The sequence below is a fragment of the Janthinobacterium sp. GW822-FHT07A03 genome (genome assembly GCF_058798815.1).
Genome location: NZ_JBXAKW010000008.1, coordinates 152,594 through 172,039, shown reverse-complemented (window position 1 = coordinate 172,039; position 19,446 = coordinate 152,594). Strand labels below are relative to the sequence as shown.

At 65.3% G+C, this 19,446-nt stretch carries 21 protein-coding genes; 11 read left to right on the top strand and 10 right to left on the bottom strand.

Translation table 11 applies throughout. The features are described from left to right. Positions 1-18 precede the first annotated feature (18 nt). Positions 19-639: an NADPH-dependent FMN reductase gene (gene ssuE, locus AC1RJW_RS22520; protein WP_493046942.1), complete on the bottom strand. Its 621-nt coding sequence runs from the start codon at positions 637-639 to the stop codon at positions 19-21. 254 nt (positions 640-893) lie between these two features. Between ssuE and AC1RJW_RS22515 the strand changes: the two genes are divergently transcribed. The 6 genes from AC1RJW_RS22515 (at position 894) to AC1RJW_RS22490 (ending at position 6,733) form a co-directional block, all read left to right on the top strand. Beyond that, the gene (locus AC1RJW_RS22515) at positions 894-2,108 is read left to right on the top strand and encodes an acyl-CoA dehydrogenase family protein (RefSeq protein ID WP_493046941.1); all 1,215 of its coding nucleotides are present in this window, start codon (positions 894-896) and stop codon (positions 2,106-2,108) included. 21 nt (positions 2,109-2,129) lie between these two features. Beyond that, positions 2,130-2,957, top strand: a complete 828-nt coding sequence (locus AC1RJW_RS22510) for a MetQ/NlpA family ABC transporter substrate-binding protein (RefSeq protein ID WP_493046940.1) — start codon at positions 2,130-2,132, stop codon at positions 2,955-2,957. Between the two features lie 3 nt (positions 2,958-2,960). Then, the gene (locus tag AC1RJW_RS22505) at positions 2,961-4,352 is read left to right on the top strand and encodes an LLM class flavin-dependent oxidoreductase (RefSeq protein WP_493046939.1); all 1,392 of its coding nucleotides are present in this window, start codon (positions 2,961-2,963) and stop codon (positions 4,350-4,352) included. A gap of 65 nt (positions 4,353-4,417) precedes the next feature. Then, the gene (locus AC1RJW_RS22500; RefSeq protein WP_493046938.1) at positions 4,418-5,212 is read left to right on the top strand and encodes a hypothetical protein; all 795 of its coding nucleotides are present in this window, start codon (positions 4,418-4,420) and stop codon (positions 5,210-5,212) included. Between the two features lie 65 nt (positions 5,213-5,277). Continuing rightward, positions 5,278-6,180 carry a subclass B3 metallo-beta-lactamase gene (bla, locus tag AC1RJW_RS22495; RefSeq protein ID WP_493046937.1) on the top strand — a complete coding sequence of 301 codons (903 nt, stop codon included), beginning with the start codon at positions 5,278-5,280 and terminating at the stop codon, positions 6,178-6,180. Positions 6,181-6,253: 73 nt separating this feature from the next. Further along, positions 6,254-6,733: an META domain-containing protein gene (locus tag AC1RJW_RS22490; protein WP_493046936.1), complete on the top strand. Its 480-nt coding sequence runs from the start codon at positions 6,254-6,256 to the stop codon at positions 6,731-6,733. Positions 6,734-6,835: 102 nt separating this feature from the next. Here AC1RJW_RS22490 and epsC read toward each other — a convergent pair whose 3' ends face one another. Continuing rightward, positions 6,836-7,789, bottom strand: a complete 954-nt coding sequence (gene epsC, locus AC1RJW_RS22485) for a serine O-acetyltransferase EpsC (RefSeq protein WP_493046935.1) — start codon at positions 7,787-7,789, stop codon at positions 6,836-6,838. Between the two features lie 189 nt (positions 7,790-7,978). Between epsC and AC1RJW_RS22480 the strand changes: the two genes are divergently transcribed. Further along, on the top strand, positions 7,979-9,166 hold the full coding sequence (locus AC1RJW_RS22480; RefSeq protein WP_493046934.1) for a multidrug effflux MFS transporter: 1,188 nt from the start codon (positions 7,979-7,981) through the stop codon (positions 9,164-9,166). Between the two features lie 74 nt (positions 9,167-9,240). On the opposite strand, the gene AC1RJW_RS22475 is transcribed toward AC1RJW_RS22480, so the two are convergent. Beyond that, positions 9,241-9,537: a hypothetical protein gene (locus tag AC1RJW_RS22475; RefSeq protein WP_493046933.1), complete on the bottom strand. Its 297-nt coding sequence runs from the start codon at positions 9,535-9,537 to the stop codon at positions 9,241-9,243. Between the two features lie 80 nt (positions 9,538-9,617). Continuing rightward, positions 9,618-10,058 carry a carboxymuconolactone decarboxylase family protein gene (locus AC1RJW_RS22470; RefSeq protein WP_070218320.1) on the bottom strand — a complete coding sequence of 147 codons (441 nt, stop codon included), beginning with the start codon at positions 10,056-10,058 and terminating at the stop codon, positions 9,618-9,620. Between the two features lie 104 nt (positions 10,059-10,162). Here AC1RJW_RS22470 and pdxR point away from each other — a divergent pair, with 104 nt between their 5' ends. Continuing rightward, positions 10,163-11,635, top strand: coding sequence for a MocR-like pyridoxine biosynthesis transcription factor PdxR (pdxR, locus tag AC1RJW_RS22465; protein ID WP_493046932.1), 1,473 nt, complete (start codon positions 10,163-10,165; stop codon positions 11,633-11,635). Here pdxR and AC1RJW_RS22460 read toward each other — a convergent pair. The 4 genes from AC1RJW_RS22460 to trxC form a co-directional block, all read right to left on the bottom strand. Then, positions 11,604-12,197, bottom strand: a complete 594-nt coding sequence (locus AC1RJW_RS22460) for a DUF1287 domain-containing protein (RefSeq protein WP_493046931.1) — start codon at positions 12,195-12,197, stop codon at positions 11,604-11,606. The two genes, pdxR and AC1RJW_RS22460, sit on opposite strands and share 32 nt — an antisense overlap. Before the next feature lie 94 nt (positions 12,198-12,291). Continuing rightward, positions 12,292-13,038, bottom strand: a complete 747-nt coding sequence (locus AC1RJW_RS22455) for a HEAT repeat domain-containing protein (RefSeq protein ID WP_493046930.1) — start codon at positions 13,036-13,038, stop codon at positions 12,292-12,294. Next, on the bottom strand, positions 13,035-13,544 hold the full coding sequence (locus AC1RJW_RS22450; RefSeq protein ID WP_493047078.1) for a MarR family winged helix-turn-helix transcriptional regulator: 510 nt from the start codon (positions 13,542-13,544) through the stop codon (positions 13,035-13,037). Before AC1RJW_RS22450 ends, AC1RJW_RS22455 begins: the two co-directional genes overlap by 4 nt. A gap of 71 nt (positions 13,545-13,615) precedes the next feature. Then, positions 13,616-14,068, bottom strand: a complete 453-nt coding sequence (gene trxC / locus AC1RJW_RS22445; protein WP_493046929.1) for a thioredoxin TrxC — start codon at positions 14,066-14,068, stop codon at positions 13,616-13,618. A gap of 147 nt (positions 14,069-14,215) precedes the next feature. On the opposite strand from trxC, the gene AC1RJW_RS22440 reads away from it, so the two are divergent. After that, a complete protein-coding gene (locus tag AC1RJW_RS22440) occupies positions 14,216-15,643 on the top strand; it encodes a coniferyl aldehyde dehydrogenase (RefSeq protein WP_493046928.1) in 1,428 nt (475 codons plus the stop codon). On the opposite strand, the gene AC1RJW_RS22435 is transcribed toward AC1RJW_RS22440, so the two are convergent. Next, positions 15,644-16,249: a LysE/ArgO family amino acid transporter gene (locus tag AC1RJW_RS22435; protein ID WP_493046927.1), complete on the bottom strand. Its 606-nt coding sequence runs from the start codon at positions 16,247-16,249 to the stop codon at positions 15,644-15,646. A 204-nt stretch (positions 16,250-16,453) separates the two neighbouring features. Between AC1RJW_RS22435 and AC1RJW_RS22430 the strand changes: the two genes are divergently transcribed. Continuing rightward, the gene (locus AC1RJW_RS22430) at positions 16,454-17,344 is read left to right on the top strand and encodes a LysR family transcriptional regulator ArgP (protein ID WP_493046926.1); all 891 of its coding nucleotides are present in this window, start codon (positions 16,454-16,456) and stop codon (positions 17,342-17,344) included. A 105-nt stretch (positions 17,345-17,449) separates the two neighbouring features. Beyond that, positions 17,450-18,484 carry an alpha/beta hydrolase gene (locus AC1RJW_RS22425; RefSeq protein ID WP_493046925.1) on the top strand — a complete coding sequence of 345 codons (1,035 nt, stop codon included), beginning with the start codon at positions 17,450-17,452 and terminating at the stop codon, positions 18,482-18,484. Between the two features lie 136 nt (positions 18,485-18,620). Here AC1RJW_RS22425 and AC1RJW_RS22420 read toward each other — a convergent pair whose 3' ends face one another. Then, positions 18,621-19,259, bottom strand: coding sequence for a phasin family protein (locus AC1RJW_RS22420; RefSeq protein ID WP_493046924.1), 639 nt, complete (start codon positions 19,257-19,259; stop codon positions 18,621-18,623). Between the last annotated feature and the right edge of the window lie 187 nt (positions 19,260-19,446).

Genomic DNA, 19,446 nt, shown 5'->3' with positions numbered 1-19,446 from the left:
TCCTTGGTCGGTGAATAATCAGGCGGCGTGAAATTGCGGGGCGTACGGCTGGTCTTGCAGCGAACGCACGGGATGCGGGACTTCTGCCGGCGCGGGCGGACGCCTGCCCTGCAGCACGAACAGGCCGGCAGACAGCTCCTCGATGCCGGCCTGCACGCGCGCGGCAATCGGCACGTCCAGGCTCAAGCCGCCCTCTTCGTGCCACGCCAGCTGCTGCGCATTGGCATAGATGCTGGTGAAGACCTGCTTGGCGCCCAGCGCATGCAGCACGGGGCGCAGCGCATAGTCGAGCGCCAGGGTGTGGGCATGGCCGCCGCCCGTGGCCAGCGGCAGCACCAGCTTGCCGGCCAGGCCATCTTGCGGCAGCAGGTCGAGGAAGGCTTTCAGCAAGCCTGTATACGACGCCTTGTAGATGGGCGTGGCGATCACGATGGCGTCGGCGTCGGCCACGGCGCGCACGGCGCGGGCGATTGCCGCGTCGTCGTAGTCGGCCAGCAGCAAGGCGCGCGCCGGCAAGTCGCGCACATGCAGCTTGGCGTAGCTGTGGCCCTGCAGCGCCAGCTGTTCACCGATATGCAGCAGCAAACGGCTGGAACTCGATGGGATTTGCGGGCTGCCGCCCAATAACAAGATGCTCATGTGATGCCCGTCCCTGTAGGTTGTCGAAAGTGGCGTTGCTTGGATGCTTGCAGCCTATCGCCATCAGCCACCCGGCAAAACGAATGCTTTCGCGCTTCGATATGCGTTTTTTGTCTATCCGGGCCTGACGCCCCGCAAGCGAAGGCGCTCATCCCCACATGGCTTTTTTCGCATATCCATGCGCGGTTTTCTTCGTGTACGGCGCGCGCCTGGCGGTGCAATATCGGCGTCATCGTCTTTCCGGAATCCGTCCCATGTCTAGCGCTTTTCTCCATGCCACCCGACCTGCCCCACCCGCAGCAGAACCCCTGCAGGACGCCATCAGCATCGCCACCGCGCTGGCCGCGCGCCTGGCCGAAACGGCCAATGCCCGCGACCAGGCCGGCGGCCATGCGGCGCAGGAACGCGAATGGCTGCGCGAATCAGGCTTGCTGACCCTGTCGATTCCCGTGGAATTCGGCGGCCAGGGCGCGTCGTGGCCTCTCGTGTACCAGGTGATCCGCATCCTGGCGCGGGCCGACAGCGCGCTGGCGCATGTCTTCGGCTTCCACCATCTGCAACTGGCGGGCTTGCAGTTGTACGGCAGCGCGCAGCAGCAGCGCCGCCTGCTGACGCTCACCGTCGACGAACGCCTGTTCTGGGGTAATGCCCTGAATCCCCTCGACAAAAGGACCACCGCCACCGACAGCGCCAACGGCTACCTCCTGAACGGCATCAAGAGCTTTTCTTCCGGTTCCGTGGGGTCGGACTGGCTGACCGTCTCCGCCTGGCACGCGCCCACGCAGACGGCGCTGATCGCCGCCCTGCCCACGCGCCAGGATGGCGTGAGCGTGCAGGCGGACTGGGACGCCTTCGGCCAGCGCCAGACGGACAGCGGCAATGTCCACTTTGAAGGAGTCGCCCTGCCGCGGGAGCTGGTGCTGCAGGCGCCCGCGCAAGCGGCCACCCCGCAAGCCACCGTGCGCTCGCAGATCGCGCAGCTGATCATGGCGAATCTGTACCTGGGCATCGCCGAAGGCGCGTTCGAGGCGGCGCGCCGCTACACGGCCGAGCAGGCGAAAGCCTGGTTTGCCTCGGGCGTGGCGCAAGCCACGGACGACCCTCTGATCCAGCACCGCTACGGCCAGCTGTGGCTCTTGCTGCGCCCCGCGCAGGTGCTGGCCGACGCGGCGGCGCAGGAACTGGAAAAGGTCTTCCACAAGGGCGCGCTGGTGACGGCGCGCGAACGGGGCTTGCTGGCCGTGGCCGTAGCCGAAGCCAAATGCCTGGCGCACAAGGCGGGACTGGAGATCAGCAGCCAGATGTTCGAACTGACGGGCGCCCGTTCCACCTCGGCCCAATACGGTTTTGACCGCTACTGGCGCAACGTGCGCGTGCATACCCTGCATGACCCCATCGACTACAAGCTGCGCGACCTGGGACGCTTTGCCTTGACCGGCACGGTGCCCGAACCGACCGCATATTCATAATTCACTCACCAAGGAGCCCGCATGACCATCGCCCGCCGCAGCATCCTCCTCACCGCCCTGACCCTGGCCTTGACGGCCAGCTTCGCCCACGCCAAGGACCCGAAAGAGATCACCATCGGCACCAGCGCCGGGCCGTACGCGGACCAGATCAAGCTGGGCATCAAGCCTATCCTGGAAAAGCAGGGCTACAAGGTCAAGCTGGTGGAATTCAACGACTATATCCAGCCCAATTTCGCGCTGGCCGAAGGTTCGCTGGACGCCAACGTGTTCCAGCACATCGTCTACCTGAAGAAATTCGCGCAGGAGCACAAGCTGGCGCTGACGGACCTGATCACGATCCCCACGGCGCCGATCGCCATCTACAGCAAGAAGCACAAGACCCTGGACGACGTAAAGGAAGGCACGACGGTGGGTTTGCCGAACGATCCGACCAACCAGGCGCGCGCGCTGGTGCTGCTCGACCAACTGGGATGGATCAAGCTGCGCGCCAGCTTCGACCCCGTGCGCGCATCGGAAAAGGATATCGCCGTCAACACGAAGAAAATCAAGCTGCTGCCGCTGGAAGCGGCGCAGCTGCCACGCTCGCTGGGCGACACCGATTACTCCTTCATCAACGGCAATTACGCGCTGGCGTCGGGGCTGAAACTGACGGACGCGCTGGTGGCCGAGAAAATCTCGCCCAACTACATCAACCTGGTGGCCATCCGCACGGCGGACAAGGACAAGCAGTTCGCCAAGGACCTGGCGGCCGCCTACCGCTCGCGCGAATTCCTCGACATCACGAATAAACACTTTGCCGGCTACTCGAAACCCGACTACCAGCAAGCGTTGCAAACGGCAGCAAAATAAGACATGGCCAAGACGATACGCTTCAACGCCTTCCAGATGAATACCGTCGGCCACCAGTCGCCGGGCCTGTGGACGCATGCGCGCGACCGCAGCCACCGCTATACGGATCCTGCGCACTGGACGGAACTGGCGCGGCTGCTGGAAGCGGGCCTGTTCGACGCAGTTTTTCTCGCCGACGTGCTGGGCGTGTATGACGTGTACCGGAACAGCCTCGATGCGGCCCTGGAACACGGCGTGCAGGTGCCGCTGAACGACCCGCTGGCCCTGGTGCCCATCATGGCGCAGGCCACCACGCACCTGGGTTTCGGCGTCACCTGCGCCCTCACCTACGAACATCCGTACACGTTCGCGCGGCGCATTTCCACCCTCGACCACCTGACGGGTGGGCGCATCGGCTGGAATATCGTCACCGGCTACCTCGACAGCGCGGCGCGCAACCTGGGCTTGCAACAGCAACTGGGTCACGACGAGCGCTACGACCTGGCCGACGAATACCTGGAAGTCGTCTACAAGCTGTGGGAAAAAAGCTGGGACGACGACGCCGTCGTCAACGACAAGGCGCGCGGCATCTACGCCGATCCGGCCAAGGTGCATCCGATCAACCATGCCGGGCGCCACTACCAGGTGCCCGGCATCCATCTGTGCGAGCCGTCGCCGCAGCGCACGCCGCTGCTGTACCAGGCGGGCACCTCGCCGCGCGGCACGCGCTTTGCGGCGCGCCACGCGGAAGCCACGTTTGTCAGTGGCCCCAGCAAGACGGTGGTGAAGCGCTATGCCGACGACTTGCGCGCCGCCGTGCGGCAAAGCGGGCGCGATGGCGACGCGCTGCTGATCTACGCGCAGGCGCTGGTCATCACGGGCGCCACGGAAGCCGAGGCGCGCGCCAAGCACGCCGACTATCTGCGCCACGTCAACATCGAGGCGGCGCTGGTGCTGCTGTCGGGCTGGACGGGCGTCGATTTCAGCCGCTATCCGCTCGACGCCACCATCGACTACATCGATTCCCCGGCCGGCCGCTCGGCGCTGGCCTCCTTCAGCCAGGCCGACCCGGATCGCACATGGACGGTGCGCGAGGCGGCCGAATACATCGGCCTGGGCGGGCGCGGCCCCGTGCTGGTAGGCGATGCGCGCCAGGTGGCCGACCAGCTGGAAAGCTGGCTGGACGAAACGGGCATCGACGGCTTCAACCTGGCCTTCGCCGTGGCCCATGACAGCATGGCCGACGTGGTGGCCCACATCGTGCCGGAACTGCAGCGGCGCGGCCGCTACCGCACCAGCTACGAGGAAGGCACCCTGCGCCACAAGGTCTTCGGCCAGGGCCCGCGCCTGCCGGACGATCACGCGGGCCGCCAGGTCAGCATCGCACCCGGCGAGGAAGCGCTGGCGGCGGCCTGACGGCGCCGGTGACAAGCGTTGTCAATCATGTTAGCTTGTCATATCAAAAACAGACAGGCGACGACGTGCACCTCCTTTCTTTTCGCGGCAAGCGCTCTCCGGCCTTGCTCTTCGCCCTGCTGGCCGCCAGCCACGCCGCGGCGCAAGCGGACGCACCGGCCGAAGCGCGGGCCGATGCCGGCCAGTCGATCCACATCAACAGCATCCGCAATCCGGAATTGAAATCGTACCGGGTGATGGCGGCCGGCCTCGATGCCTTCGACGCCTACCATGCACTGGCCCCCAGGGCGCGCGAAGTGCGCTTCCAGCTGGTCGCGGGCAGCCGCGCCCCGGCCGACGCCATGCAGGACCTGGCCTTGCGCATCGCCGGCAACGAAACCTCGATTGCCCTGCCCCTGGCCGCCGACGGCAGTTTTACGCTGCCGCGCAGCGCGCAGGCCGACAGCGAGGACGCGGACCTGATCACCAACAAGAAGAAGGGCCAGTATCGCTGGCAGCCGGTCATCCACAGCGACGGCGTGCCGGCCGGCATGCGCCGCCTGGGCGACCTGCGCCTGCAATGCCAGGTGACGATTGCCATCGCCAAGAAAGAGATCCCGTTCTGGATACGCACCCTCGTCGGCACCCTGCTGCGCACCACCGACTGGTGCTCCGCCGAACAGCTCAAGATGGGTACCCGCAGCGACCTGGCCCTCGCCAGCGCCACCCTGCTCGATGGCGAGCGCCGCGTCGCCCTGAAGGTGGAAAAAGAGGGACATTCCTTCCTGTCGCCCATCGGCGACTCCCGCTATGCGGACGATACCCTGATCGAACTGGCGTACCAGCAGGAGGCCGCCGGCGCGCCGCCCGCCGCCCCGTAATCGTTTGCGTCCAGCCCCGTTCCATGTCAGCATACGCCACCTTGGCAACACGGATAAGGATTGCAATGCCCCCCACACCACCACGCGCGCTGGTTCTGGCCCTGCTGCTGGCCAGCCCCGCCGCGCAGGCGCAGGCGCCAGCCACGCTGCCGACGCCGGATTGCGAAGTTTGCGCCACCTGGAATGCCGATCAGACGCCGTTCCGCATCTTCGGCAATACCTATTATGTGGGCGTGAAAGGCCTCAGTTCCGTACTCATCACGTCGCCGCAAGGCCATGTGCTGATCGACGGCGGCTTGCCGGAATCGGCGCCGAAGATCATTGCCAATATCGCCGCGCTGGGTTTTCGCATCAAAGATATCAAATTGATACTCAATTCGCACGGCCATATCGACCATGCGGGCGGCCTGGCCGAACTGCAGCGGCGCAGCAATGCGCTGGTGGCCGCCAGCCCGTCGGCCGCGCTGGACCTGGCGTCGGGCGAAGTGGGGCCGGACGACCCGCAATACCACGCGCTGCCCAAGTACCCGCCCGTGAAGGACATGCGTTTGGCGCGCGACGGCGGCCAGTTCAATGTCGGCCCCATTCAACTGACGGCGCACGCCACGCCGGGCCACACGCCCGGAGGCCTGAGCTGGACGTGGCAATCGTGCGACGGCCCCCGCTGCCTGAACATGGTCTACGCGGACAGCATCAACGCCGTCTCGCGCCCCGGCTTCAGGTTCAGCGCCAGCAGCGAGTATCCGAACGCGGTGGCAGACCTGCGCCGCAGCTTCGAGACCCTGGAAAAGCTGCCCTGCGACGTGCTCATTTCGGCGCATCCGGAAGCGTCGCAATTGTGGGAACGGCTGGAAGCGAGCGCCACGGGCGGCAGCGACGCCTTTGTCGACCCGCAGGCCTGCCGCGTCTACGTGGCGGCGGCGCGCACCTTGCTCGAGACGCGGCTGGAGCAGGAAAAGCAGCCGTGAACTTGTCAACCGTGCACGCTGGCGCGGCGCGTATCTGCTAATCTGGCGCCATTCATTTGAAGAAGGAAATGCCATGTTCAAGATCGCCAGACTGATTCCCCTCGCCGCCATCGTCGCCATCACCGCCGGCTGCGCGCAAACGCCCGTGCGCAGCGACGCCGCCGCAGCAGCGCCAGGCGCCACGTTGCCCGCCAAGCCGGCGCCGAAGCTGACGGACACGCAGTGGAAACTGAAGGAATTGAAGGGCAAGAAAGTCGCGCGCAAGGCGCCGGAACAGCGTGAAGTGACCCTGCTGCTGGCCGAAGGCCGCGCCAGCGGCCACAGCGGCTGCAACCAGATGATGGGCGGCTACACCAGCGACGGCGTCAGCACCCTGAGCTTCGGGCAGATGGCCGGCACCATGATGATGTGCCAGCCGCAGGACATGGACCTCGAACGCGAGCTCCTGACCACCCTGGGCGAAGTCAATGGCTACCGCTACGCGGACCAGGAATTGCTGCTGCTGAAGGATGGCGTGCCCGTGGCCCGCTATGAAGCGCTGACGGTGAAGTAAGGTTTTTGCAAAGCCAGGCGCCACGCCCGGCTTGAAGAGTGCCCGAAAAACGTCCAGGGCAAGGCGCTGCAACGCCTCCATGGACGTTTTCTCGGCCACTCTTCAATCGTTGCGCATCTGCGCCTGCGATACATTGCTATTCGGCGGCACGCTCTGCGTCAGCCACACATTCCCCCCGATGGTCGATCCCGCGCCGATGGTGATGCGCCCCAGCACGGTCGCGCCCGCGTAAATCACCACGTCGTCCTCGACGATGGGGTGGCGCGGCGTGCCCTTGATCAGCGCGCCGGAAGCGTCGGCCGGAAAACGCTTGGCGCCCAGGGTGACGGCCTGGTACAAACGCACCCGCTGGCCGATGATGGCTGTCTCGCCGATCACCACGCCCGTGCCATGGTCGATGAAGAACGATGCGCCGATGCGTGCGCCCGGGTGGATGTCGATGCCCGTCAGGGTGTGGGCGATATCGGCGATCAGGCGCGCCAGGAACGGTGCACCGAGCGCATGCAGCTGGTGTGCCAGGCGGTGGTACAAGATGGCGATGGTGCCCGGATAGCACAGCATGATCTCGGCCACCGAGGTAGCGGCCGGGTCGCCCGCGTAGGCGGCCTGCACGTCCGACACCAGCAGGGCGCGGATATCGGGCAGGCTGGCGGCGAACGCGCGCGTGATGTCGCGCGCCTGCTGCGCCAGGGCCGCGTCGTCGCTGGCGGCATCCCCCTCGTCGCTGGCCGGCACGGCGTGCGCCGGTGCGGAAAACAGCAAACCGCGCCGCACCTGCTCGCTGAGCCGGTTCAGGGTCGTGTTCAGCGTATCGCCGACAAAGTAGTCGATGCTTTCATCCGTCAGGTTGGGCCGCCCGTAATGCGTGGGGAACAGGGCCGCCGACAGGCCGTTGACGATGGTGGTCAAGGCTTCGCGCGACGGCAGTTCGCGCACCCTGCCGTTGTGGCGGATCTTGTGCTTGTCTTCGCGCGAGCTGCGCAGGGCCTGGATCACGGGCCCCAGGTTCCACTGGACCGTGTCGTCGGCAGGTGCCGCGGGATAAATGCTGTGCATGGCGTATCACTTCCAAAAAACGGCAAACAGGCCGGGTCGCCCCAGCTTAGCGGCAGCGACTAGCGATGCAAACGAAGAATTCCAAGGTTTTATATGCGAAAAACGCATATGGATGGCAAACCGCCGCGGCGCCGGACCCGATTCCCGCCGCTAGCGTAAAATGACGGACTAACAAAAACACTCTTCAACATGACTAAATTATTAACCTGGATTTTGGCGGGCCTGGCGATGGTCGGACCGCTTGCAATTGACACCTATCTGCCGTCTTTCCCGGCCATCACGCAAGATTTCAATGCCAGCCCCCTGCTGGTGCAGCAGACCCTGAGCTTTTTCCTGTTCACGTTCGCCTTCATGATGCTGTTTTACGGCACCCTGTCCGATTCGTTCGGCCGCCGTCCAGTGATCCTCGTCTCGCTGGTGCTGTATGTGATCGCCTCCGTGGGCGCCGCGCTGGCGCCGTCGCTGGGCTGGCTGCTGGCCTGGCGCGTGCTGCAGGGACTCTCCGCGGGCGCCGGTTCCGTGATCGGCCGCGCCATCGTGCAAGACCGCTATGCGGGCGCCGCCGCGCAGAAAATCCTCTCGCACATCATGATGGTGTTCGCGCTGGCGCCGGCCATCGCGCCCGTGCTGGGCGGCTGGCTGCAGGTCAGCCTGGGCTGGCGCTGGATCTTCTGGTTCCTGACGGCGTTCGGCGTGCTGATGTTCGTCGTCGTCTGGCGCGCGCTGCCGGAAAGCCTGCCGAAGGAGCAGCGCCACGCCTTCCACCTGGGCGGCATCGCCGTCAATTACTGGAAAGTGCTGTGCCACCGCCAGTTCCTGCTGCTGTCGACGGCCATCGGCGCGGCCTTTGGCGGCTTCGCCCTGTACATCGGCTCGGCCGCCTACTTCATCATCAACATCCTGCATTTGCCCGAAACGGCGTTTGCCTGGCTGTTCATTCCGCTGATCAGCGGCATGGTGTTCGGTTCGGCCCTGTCGGCGAAAATCGCCCACCGCTACAGCCAGCGCCAGATGATCTGGGCCGGCTTCATATTGATGCTGGTCGCCGCGCTGGCCAACATCGGCTATAACTACTTCTTTGCCGCCGAAGTGCCGTGGGCCGTGCTGCCGCTGTTCTTCTACTCGTTCGCCCTGTCGATCGCCATGCCGCCGATGACGCTGATGGCCCTGAACCACTTCCCCAACAACAGCGGCCTGGCCTCGTCGATGCAATCGTTCATCCAGATGCTGCTGTTCGCGCTGGTCTCGGGCCTGGTGGCGCCGCTGCTGTTCGACAGCGCCCTGAATCTGGCGTATGGCGTGATGGCGGGGCTGCTGGTGAGTTTGGTTTGCTGGGTGTTTGCGCAAGACAATTCCGCAGAAACCGCAGCGAAATAAAGTCACGCATACCAATCCAGCAAAAACTGGGGTCAGACCCGGCGGGTCTGCCCCCGGCAGTCGGCGAATCCGACCTACGGCCAAGGCGCCGGCGTCACATCCAGATATTGCGCCCCGCCCTGCTCCGGTTCCGCCGCATGCTGCTGCGCCGGCTGTTTCAAGGAACCTGCCGGCGAACGCAAACTCAAGATTTCCTTGCGCGTCTCGACGAAGTCGGCGGAACTGAGGGGGTGCTGCTGGTCCGGCCAGTGGCTGACGGCCCATTCCTGCAAGGCTTCGAAGCGCCGCCACAGTTCGGCGATGAATTCGCGGCGCGCCTCTTCCTCCTGCTGCGGCGTCTTTTCGGCGCCTTCCCCGATATGTACTTGCATGGCTGCTCCCTGGCTGATCAATCGTCCTGCCAGCCTACGCAGGCAGCAGCCAGGCGTCTGTTCGCGAACGAACAAAGAGCTTATTCAGGCATCTTGCGAAAGCCCACGGCCAGGCGGTTCCAGGTATTGATGGAGCCGATGGCCAGGGTGACGTTGACCATTTCCGCCGGTGTCAATTGCTGCGCCAGCGCCGCATACACGTCATCGGGCGCCTGGCTTTGCGGCAGCAGGGTCAGCGCTTCCGTCCAGGCCAGCACGGCCCGCTCGCGCGGCGTAAAGAACGGCGTTTCGCGCCAGACGGACACGGCGTACAAGCGGCGTTCCGTTTCGCCCGCCTTGCGCGCATCGCTCGTGTGCATGTCCACGCAAAAAGCGCAGCCATTGATTTGCGAGGCACGCAGGCGGATCAGCTCCAGCAGCGAGTGTTCCACGCCCAGTTTGGCGATGGCCGCTTCCAGCGCGTACATGGCCTTGACGGCGTCGGGCGAGGCTTGCGTGAAATCGAGTCGTTGCTGTGTCATGATGCATTCCTTGATAAAGTAGAGATGCATTATTGTAGAAGCGCAAGAGGAGCGCGCGGCAGGCCAATCCCCCCGAAAAACAGCAGACCACCAGCAGACACACCATGGAATTACATATCCTGATCGACGGCACGCGCGACCTGGGCGGCCAGCTGTACCGCCAGCTTAGCGAAGCGATCCGCTCGGGCCGGCTGACGGATGGGCAGCAATTGCCGCCCTCGCGCCTGCTGGCCAGCCAGCTGGGCCTGTCGCGCAAGACGGTGTCCGACGTGTATGACAAGCTGGGCTATGAAAAACTGCTGGTAGGAAAAATCGGTGTGGGCAGCTTCGTGCAAACGCCGCATGCCTCGCCGCAGCGCCGCCACGCCAGCGCGCCGCTGGCCAGCGCACAGCGCATCGCCCGCTGGGAAGCGACGCCCACGCCCTTGCGCCGCGCCAGCCAGGAAACGCCGGCGCGCTACGCCTTCATCGGCGGACGCGCCACGCCCGCGCATTTCCCGCAGGATGAATGGCGCGCCTGCATGCTGCATGCGCTGCGCCAGGGTGGCCAGGCGCGCGGCCGCTATGGCCCCGCGGAAGGCTTGCCTGCCTTGCGCGCGGCGATTGCCGGCCATGCCGCCTTCAGCCGCGGCATCCATTGCACCGAGGAACAGGTGCTCGTCACCAGCGGCGCGCAGCAAGCCTTGCACCTGCTCGCGCTGACCCTTCTCGAGCCGGGCGACACGGTTGCCGTGGAAGAACCCGGCTACCCGGTGGCGCGCGCCGTGTTCGCCAGCCAGGGCGCGCGCGTGGTGGGCGTCGAAGTGGACGAGGATGGCCTCATCGTCGCGCAAATCCCGGACGGCACGCGCTTGATCTATGTCACGCCCGCCCATCAATTTCCGCTCGGCATGCCGATGAGCATGGCGCGCCGCCATGCCTTGCTGGAACGGGCGCAGCAGCTGGGCGCCATCATTATCGAGGACGATTACGACAGCGCCTTCCGCTACGAGGGCCGGCCCGAGGATGCGCTGCAAAGCATGGACCGCTACGGCATCGTGGCCCATGTGGGCAGCTTTTCCAAGATCATGCTACCGGAATTGCGCCTGGGCTATGTTGTGCTGCCGCAAGCCATCGTGGCCGCCATGCAGACGGTGAAATACCTGAGCGATTGCCATACGGCCAGCCTGGGCCAGCATGCGCTGGCCAAGTTCATCGGCGATGGCCATTTGCTGCGGCATATCCGCCGCTGCCACGACATTTATGCGGGGCGGCGCGAGCGTCTGCTGCACTGGTTCAACGGCCCCTTGGCGCCATGGTTCCGCCTGGTGCCGGCCAGCGCCGGCTTCCACGTGGCGGCGCTGGCGCAGGCGCCCCTCGATATCGCCGAATTGCTGCGCCGCGCGCGCCAGGCCGATGTCAGCCTGTATGCGCTGGCCAGCTTTTATCACGGGCCCGCCCGCCATGAAGGCCTGTTTCTCGGCTATGGCGCCATCGACAAGCTCGATATCGACACGGCGCTGGCCATCGTGCTGGCGATCCTGCAAGAGATGGCGCCCTTGCCTCTCAGCGGGGTTGCCAGCGATAGTGCCCCGTAATCGGATAGCTGAATAAAATATTTTCCTCGCGCGCGCCCTCGCCGATGTTGTGGATGATCAGCGGCACGCCGCTCCACGACTGCTTGTCGCTGACGATGCCGATATGGGTCAGGTTGCGCGGCAGGCGCCAGGTGACGATGTCGCCCGCACGGTAAGCGTTCGCTTCCTTGCTTGGCGGCAAGCTGGTGCCGTGGCGGGCAAAGTAGGTCCCCAGGTTCGGCACGCGGCGGTGGTCGATATTGCGGTCCGGCCCCTTCATCTGCCAGCGTCCCTGCTGCTGGTACACCTGCCATGCCTTGCGCATGTCTTCGTGCACCAGCACCTGCAAATCCTGCCCAAGTCTACGGTAGGCACGCACGACCACGTCCGTGCACACGCCCCGCTCGAGCGGCACGTCGCCGCCCGGATAGGCGAGGCGTTCGTAGCGCGGGTCGTACTGCACGGTCACGCCCACCTGGCTGCGGGCGGCGGCGACGAGGGCTTGCGGGCCGGGTGCCGGCGCGGCGTGCAGCGCCAATGGCAACAGGGCAAATAACACAGTGGACAGCAGTTTGAACGGCATGACAGTCAGGTAATTGTGGCAATACAGCAAACTTTACCCTATGCGCGGGAAAAGCGCCGCTTCAGCGCCAGGCAATCGGCTTGGCGCTGAAACGTCAGGCCAGCGAGCGCTGCGCCCGCTTGCAGATGCGTGCCGTGGCGGCAACGGGGCTGTCCTGCAGCCATTGCGCGCACAGGCTGCGCACCCAGTCCGGCTGGCTCTTGGCCGCATCGTTGAGCCAGTTGGCCACGGAATCCTGCACGTAGACGGCCGGGTCGGCGCGCAAGGGCTGCAACAGGGGCAAGGCCAGCTGCGGCTCTTCCTTTAGCCGGGCGATATGCGCGCACCACACGCCGCGCGGGCGCAGCGCTTCGCAGGCAAAGCGCCGCACTCTTTCCGACGAGTCCGCCGTCCACGGCGCCAGCAGCGCGATGGCATCCAGCAAATGCGCAGCCAGCCGGGGCCGCAGCGCCAGCCAGGCCCATTCGCGCACGCCGAAGTGGCCGTCGTCGGCCAGCGGCCGCAGGGCGGCCAGCTGCTGCGGCAAGGGCCAGCCTGCTTGCGTGGCGATGGCAAAGCAGACCCAGCCCCGCACCGTGTCGGACGGGTGTGCCTGCAGCAGCGCCAGGTCGGCGCCGGCATCGAGCAGCAATTGCGCCGCCAAGGCCATGCGCCCGGTGATGCCCGCGGCGGCCTGCGCGCGCATCCGCTCCAGCCGGGCGGCGCCGATAGCGGGCACGGCTGCAGCCAGCAGCTGGGCAAAATCGATGGCCAGCCCTTCCGTCAGGGTGGCGCTGGCCACCGCTCCCTGGTTCAGCAGGGCCAGGCGCACGGGGGCGATATCGGCGACGCCACGGCTCATGCTGCACCCCGGTCCGTCTTGCGCCAGGCTTTTTCCAGCAGCGCACTCAATAATTGCATTTCTTCCGGCGTGAAATCGGCAAACAGGCTGGCGATCCATTGCGCGTGCTCATCGACCAGGGTGGCAGCGGCGCCTTCCCCCTTGGCACTGAGGCGCACCAGCAGCTTGCGCCGGTCGACCTGGTCCGCGTGACGCGCCAGGAAACCGTCGCGCTCCAGGCCATCGAGCAAGCCCGTGATGGTGCCGCGCGTCACGCCGGCCCGCTCGGCCAGTTCGTGCGGCGAGAGTCCATCGGGCACGTCGCGCAGCAGGGCCAGCAGCACGAACTTGCCTTCCGACAAGCCATGCCGGCCGAGGCGTGCGGCGCAATCGCCATCGATGGCCGATGCCAGGCCCAGCACTTCAAAGCACAGGCGCAAGCGTCCGACGGATGCCGGCATGTCGGGGCCGGGCGCGCGGCGCTGCACGTCACCGAGCAAGGCCGTGTATTTCTGTTCGAGTTTTATCATATGGCGCAATATAATATGGCACCATATTAAATGTCAAATGGAAAACCTCAAGGGTTTTCCATTTGGACTCAGAAACGCGCCTTGTCCCTCGCCCACGCAATGATGGCGTTGGCGTCGATGGCACCCGGCTGGCGCGCCACTTCCACACCCCTGCGAAACAGGGCCAGGGTGGGAATGCTGCGGATATTGAAACGGCTGCCCAGGTCCGGTGACGCTTCCGTGTTCACCTTGACGACGCGAAACGCCGGTTCCAGCGTCCTGGCCGCTTGCACATAGAATGGCGCCATGCTGCGGCACGGGCCGCACCATGGCGCCCAGAAGTCCACCAGCACGGGAATGTCGCTGCGTTCGATATGCTTGAGGAAACGGGCGCTGGCCAGGTCCACGGGCTGGCCCGTGAACAGCTCCTTCTGGCACTTGCCGCAAGTAGGCTGTTCAATCAAGCGGGCGGCCGGCAGGCGGTTGACGGCGTCGCAATGGGGGCACACGATGTGCAGGGAGTCTGGCGTGGTCGAGGTCATGGCATTCCTGGAAAGCGTAGCGTCAAGTTGACGGACATTTTACGGGGTATCGTGCAGCAGCGTCGGCTTGCTGGCGGCACATTTGCCAATACTCGCCTATAGTGCGCTGGAACGGCGCGCGTATTGCCCGGCCGGCCAAGGAGAAACATGCCTGATGTCACCATAAACATGGCGCAGAACGCCGAACTCGCTGCCGCCCTGGCCTTGCAGCGCACCGCCTGTCTGGCCCACCCCGTGCCGCCCCTGGCCGAGCGCAAGCGCGACCTGCAAACCCTGCAGCGCTACCTGCGCGACCACAAACAAGCGCTGTGCGCGGCGATCAGCGCCGATTATGGCAACCGCTCCCACCATGAAACCTTGCTGGCGGAGATATTCCCCGCCATCGACGGCATCGATCACGTACTGAAAAAGTTGAAAAAGTGGATGCAGCCGCAGCGCCGCAGCGTGGACTGGCGCAATTTTCCGGGCGCCCGCAACCGCGTGCTGCCCCAGCCCTTGGGCGTGGTAGGCGTCATCGTGCCGTGGAATTTCCCCGTCAACCTGAGTCTGGTGCCCCTGACCTACATCTTTGCCGCCGGCAACCGCGCCATGGTCAAGATGAGCGAGAACTCGCGCCACCTGGCGCGGCTGCTGATCGAGACCATGCCCGCCTATTTCCCGCCGGAAAAATTGCAGCTTTTTGACGAGACGGGCGGCGTGGGCATTGCGTTTTCGCAATTGCCATTCGACCACCTGCTGTTTACGGGTTCCGGCCAGACGGGCCGCGCCGTCATGGCCGCCGCCGCGCACAATCTCTGCCCCGTCACGCTGGAGCTGGGCGGCAAGGCGCCGGCCATCGTCTGCGCCGATTTCGACGTGCGCACGGCTGCCGAGCGCATCCTGTTCGTCAAGTACCTGAATGCGGGACAAATCTGCACCAGCGTCGACCACGCCTGGCTGCCCGAGACCGGCATCGAAGCCTTCGTCGAGCATGCGCGCCGGATCGTGCCCGCACGCTACCCACGTCTGGACACACCCGATTACACTTCCATCATCGATGCGCCGTCGTTCGAGCGCCTGCTGCAGGCATTGGACGAAGCACGCGCGCGGGGCGCGCAAGTGATTTCGCTGCTGCCGGGGCCAGCATATGACCGCGCCACGCGCAAGATCGCGCCGCACATCGTGCTCGACGCGCCCGAAGATTGCCTGCTGCTGACGCGGGAAATCTTCGGCCCCATCCTGCCGCTGCGCGGCTATACGAAGCTGGAGACCGTGATCGCCAGCATCAACGGGGGACCGCGCCCGCTGGCCATCTATCCGTTCAGCAACGACAACCAGACGGTGCAGCTGCTGATCGACACGGTGATGTCGGGCGGCGTGTCCGTCAACGATGCGCTGTTCCACGTGGGCCAGCACGACCTGCCCTTCGGCGGCGTGGGCGAGTCCGGCATGGGCCATTACCACGGCGTCGAAGGTTTTCACACTTTCAGCAAGCTGCGGCCCGTCTTCTACCAGGCACGCTACAGCCCTTTGACACTGCTGCGGCCGCCGTATGGCAAGCTGGCCAGCCGCGTATTGAACTTCCTGACCCGCTGATTACAGGAACAGCGAGGCGGCGATGGCCCACATGACGAGGGCGATGATGCCGTCGAGCACGCGCCAGGCGATGGGCTTGGCAAATACCGGCGCCAGGTAGCGGGCGCCAAAGCCCAGCAGGAAGAACCACAGGGCCGAAGCCATGATGGCGCCGCCGGCGAAGTAGAAACGTCCCACGCCTTCATGCTGGCCGCCGATCGAGCCGAGCAGGATCACCGTGTCGAGGAAGGCGTGCGGGTTCAGCAGGCTGAACGCCAGCGCCGCGCCGATCACGGCCCAGTAGCCTTCGGGCGACTTGGCGGCCGACACCGTCATGGCCGTTGGACGCCAGGCCGACTTGGCGGCGCGCAAGCCATACGCGATCAGGAAGGTGGCGCCGCCAGCCTTGGCCCACAGCAGGAAATTGGGGTTGTCGGCAATGAACGTGCCCATGCCGGCCACGCCGGCCGTGATCAGGATGGCGTCGCACACCAGGCAGACCAGGATGCAGGTGAGCACGTAATGGCGCTTCAAGCCCTGCTTGAGCAAGAAGGCGTTTTGCGTGCCGATGGCCACGATCAGGCTCGCCCCGAGCCCCATGCCTTTCAAGAAAATTGCGCTGTCCATATCGATTCCTTTCCATTGCTTTCCATCACGCGCACGGCCGCCCACGCTCTGCCGGCAACGGCAAAGTCATCAGAGGTAGGTGGAGGGTGGTGCGGAACCAGGGGGACCGCGCGGGAGAGTGGAGTTGTTACCCTATTTCAACAGTGTAAAGAAAAAGTAAATATAAGTATAATGAATGATTCTAACCATATATAAGAGAAACTTATGCGCGTCGTCGATTACCGTGGACTGGCCGCCCTCGACGCCGTGATCGGCCTGGGCAGCTTTGAAAAAGCCGCGCAGGCGCTGGCGATCAGCCAGCCGGCCGTGTCGCAGCGCATCCGCACCCTGGAAAACCTGGAAGGCACTTTATTGATCATCCGCAGCCACCCGCCCCTGCCCACGGAAGCGGGCCAGCGCCTGATCGCCCACTACCGGCAAGTCAAGCTGCTCGAAGCAGCGCTCGACGCCCAGCCCGGTCCCACCACGCAATTGCCGGAACTGGCCATCGCCGTCAACGCCGACAGCGCCGCCACATGGATCCCGGAAGCGCTGGGGCCGCTGCTCTCGCCGCCGTCGTGCCTGCTCGACATCCGCCTCGACGACCAGGACCATACCCTGAGCCAGCTGCGCGAAGGGCGCGTGTTTGCCTGCGTCACCAGCGCCAACGACCTGGTGGCCGGCACCACGGCCACGCCGCTGGGCGGCATGCGCTACCTGTGCGTGGCCTCGCCCGCGTTCGCCCGGCAATGGTTTCCCCACGGTTTTACGGTGGAAGCCGTCAGCCAGGCACCCGCCATCACGTTCGGCAGCAAGGATGCGCTGCACGAGCGCTATCTGCAGCACCGCCTCGGCTACACGGGCCGCTATCCGCACCATGTGCTCGGTTCGGCGCGCGACTTCGTGCGCTTCATCGAAGCGGGCTATGCCTATGGCATGGTGCCCCTGTTGCAGGCGGAAACGGCGCTGGCCGCCGGCCGGCTGGTCGACGTGGCGGCAGGACAGGCGCTCGACGTGCCCCTGACCTGGCATGCCTGGGATATCCAGACGCCGCTCACGCGCACCCTGTCGGACGCCGTCATCGCCACGGCGCGCAAATGGCTGTTGCAGGATTGATAGACGCATGCGGCAGTTATCCATAATAAAGAGCAACTTCTCCGTGCGCGCCCTGCCCTGCCTGGCCTACACTGCAAGCATCCACCATCACCATCGGGAGCCAGCATGACGATCCTGCGCACCACCATGCTCGGTTTGCTGGCGGCCATCCCGCTCGCTGCCGGCCTGGCCGCCTGCTCGCCCTTGATGGCGATCAATGCCTTGTCGTCCGGCAGCGCCTCGCACGTGACGCGGAACCTGGCCTACGGCCCCCTGCCTCGACAGAAACTCGATGTCTACGCCCCCAAGATCCGCACGGGGCCCGTGCCCGTGGTGGTATTCTTTTATGGCGGCAACTGGACGACGGGCGAGCGCGCCGACTATGCCTTCGTTGGCCACGCGCTCGCTGCGCGCGGCTACCTGGCCGTGATCGCCGACTACCGGCTGTATCCGGACGTGCACTACCCCGAAATTTTGCAGGATGCGGCCCGCGCCGTGGCCTGGGCCGCGATGGAATCGAGCCGCCATGGCGGCGACCCCGCGCGTCTGTTCGTCATGGGCCATAGCGCCGGCGCCTACAATGCGGCGATGCTGGCGCTCGACGCCAGCCTGCTGGCGCGCCACGGCATGCGCCCGCAGGACTTGCGGGGCTGGATAGGCCTGGCCGGCCCGTATGATTTCCTGCCCATCGAAAATCCCACGACCCGGCCCGTCTTCTTTTACCCGGACACGCCCGCCTCTTCGCAGCCCATCCATCACGTGACGGCCGACGCCCCGCCCGCCCTGCTGATCGCCCCCCAGCCCGGCCAGGACAAGCTGGTCAATCCGCAACGCAACACGGGGGGCCTGGCGAAGGCCTTGCGGGCGCTGCACCGGCCCGTGACGGAAACCTATTTCGACCACGTGGGCCACGCCACCCTGATCGCCACGCTGGCCGCACCGTTGCGCAGGCTGGCGCCCACGCTCGAGGCCGTGAGCACCTTTATCGACGCCAACAGCAAGCCGGACAAAACGGCGGACGACGCAGCGGGCAACGCGGGCATGCCGCAAGGCACGGCCATGCCAGCGCCCACAGCCACGCAGCAGCACCCGGTAATGGCGCGGGGCGCCGCCATGCACGCTGCCGCGGCGCGCGCTGACGACAAAACGCCCGCCCCGTGAAGGGCGGGCGCTCTGCCCAAACCGGCCTGCATGATTCAAGCACGCATCATGCAGGCATAACGCTGCCTGACGGCGCCTGGCCTTCCCCCGGAGCTCGGCCTCCGGGATGGGCCATCAGCCGCCAGCAGCCTCGTGCTTACTCTTTACGGCTGGCGCTGCTGCTCTTGCTTTGTGCGGAGCCCGCTTGCGATACGCTGCCGCTGGCCGAGCTTTCGCTGCCGGACGACTGCTGGCTGCCCTGGTGGCTGGCGCTTTGCAGGCTTTGACCGTCGCGGCTTTGCGCACCACGCTGCTGGTCGCGGTTGGCGCCGTTTTGCTGGTAGGCCTGGAACGGTTCGGCCATGCGCTGCATCGCTTCCTGCTGCTTGCGCACGTTTTTCTCCGTTTCTTCCGACGCCGTACGGGCCACTTCTTCAGCCAGAGCCTTGGCGGTACGGCTCGTTTCATTCACATGACGCTCTGCCACATTGGCCAGTTCGACCTGCGTATCGGCCGCCAGGCGCGATACCTGTTGCTGGTACTTGCGCAATTGCTCGGCGGCTGGCTGGCCCGAGGCGGCAGCCACCTGGAACACATCTTCAGCGCGCTCGACCGTCAGCAGGTTCTGGCTGGTGACCGTGCCTTCTTCCAGCAAGCCTTGTGCCAGCTGCATGTTCAGGTCGCTGAAGTGCTGCATCGACTGAAACAGCGACTTCGACAGGCCATTGAAGAAAGCCAGTTGCGCTTCCAGGTGGTTCTTGGCGGCGGGGGTAACATTACGGGAATATGGATACATGGAGTTCCTCATTAAATAGCGGTTGGGTGGACATAAACACAGATGGCGACACCACCGGCTGTCGAACGGTTAGGCAGACGACCGGGCTACGCCACGAAACGCGAAAAAACATATCCGATTGGTGGGAAGATGCTTTGCAACGCGAGTCCCAAGGCTACGTGAGCACCGCAGGTGAGGCATGATCTGG

What these genes read in the sequence shown, in the direction of transcription:
- ssuE (WP_493046942.1), bottom strand. Translation starts at nt 639, where the DNA reads ATGAGCATCTTGTTATTGGGCGGCAGCCCGCAAATCCCATCGAGTTCC.
- AC1RJW_RS22515 (WP_493046941.1), top strand. Translation starts at nt 894, where the DNA reads ATGTCTAGCGCTTTTCTCCATGCCACCCGACCTGCCCCACCCGCAGCA.
- AC1RJW_RS22510 (WP_493046940.1), top strand. Translation starts at nt 2,130, where the DNA reads ATGACCATCGCCCGCCGCAGCATCCTCCTCACCGCCCTGACCCTGGCC.
- AC1RJW_RS22505 (WP_493046939.1), top strand. Translation starts at nt 2,961, where the DNA reads ATGGCCAAGACGATACGCTTCAACGCCTTCCAGATGAATACCGTCGGC.
- bla (WP_493046937.1), top strand. Translation starts at nt 5,278, where the DNA reads ATGCCCCCCACACCACCACGCGCGCTGGTTCTGGCCCTGCTGCTGGCC.
- AC1RJW_RS22490 (WP_493046936.1), top strand. Translation starts at nt 6,254, where the DNA reads ATGTTCAAGATCGCCAGACTGATTCCCCTCGCCGCCATCGTCGCCATC.
- epsC (WP_493046935.1), bottom strand. Translation starts at nt 7,789, where the DNA reads ATGCACAGCATTTATCCCGCGGCACCTGCCGACGACACGGTCCAGTGG.
- AC1RJW_RS22480 (WP_493046934.1), top strand. Translation starts at nt 7,979, where the DNA reads ATGACTAAATTATTAACCTGGATTTTGGCGGGCCTGGCGATGGTCGGA.
- AC1RJW_RS22475 (WP_493046933.1), bottom strand. Translation starts at nt 9,537, where the DNA reads ATGCAAGTACATATCGGGGAAGGCGCCGAAAAGACGCCGCAGCAGGAG.
- AC1RJW_RS22470 (WP_070218320.1), bottom strand. Translation starts at nt 10,058, where the DNA reads ATGACACAGCAACGACTCGATTTCACGCAAGCCTCGCCCGACGCCGTC.
- pdxR (WP_493046932.1), top strand. Translation starts at nt 10,163, where the DNA reads ATGGAATTACATATCCTGATCGACGGCACGCGCGACCTGGGCGGCCAG.
- AC1RJW_RS22460 (WP_493046931.1), bottom strand. Translation starts at nt 12,197, where the DNA reads ATGCCGTTCAAACTGCTGTCCACTGTGTTATTTGCCCTGTTGCCATTG.
- AC1RJW_RS22455 (WP_493046930.1), bottom strand. Translation starts at nt 13,038, where the DNA reads ATGAGCCGTGGCGTCGCCGATATCGCCCCCGTGCGCCTGGCCCTGCTG.
- trxC (WP_493046929.1), bottom strand. Translation starts at nt 14,068, where the DNA reads ATGACCTCGACCACGCCAGACTCCCTGCACATCGTGTGCCCCCATTGC.
- AC1RJW_RS22440 (WP_493046928.1), top strand. Translation starts at nt 14,216, where the DNA reads ATGCCTGATGTCACCATAAACATGGCGCAGAACGCCGAACTCGCTGCC.
- AC1RJW_RS22435 (WP_493046927.1), bottom strand. Translation starts at nt 16,249, where the DNA reads ATGGACAGCGCAATTTTCTTGAAAGGCATGGGGCTCGGGGCGAGCCTG.
- AC1RJW_RS22430 (WP_493046926.1), top strand. Translation starts at nt 16,454, where the DNA reads ATGCGCGTCGTCGATTACCGTGGACTGGCCGCCCTCGACGCCGTGATC.
- AC1RJW_RS22425 (WP_493046925.1), top strand. Translation starts at nt 17,450, where the DNA reads ATGACGATCCTGCGCACCACCATGCTCGGTTTGCTGGCGGCCATCCCG.
- AC1RJW_RS22420 (WP_493046924.1), bottom strand. Translation starts at nt 19,259, where the DNA reads ATGTATCCATATTCCCGTAATGTTACCCCCGCCGCCAAGAACCACCTG.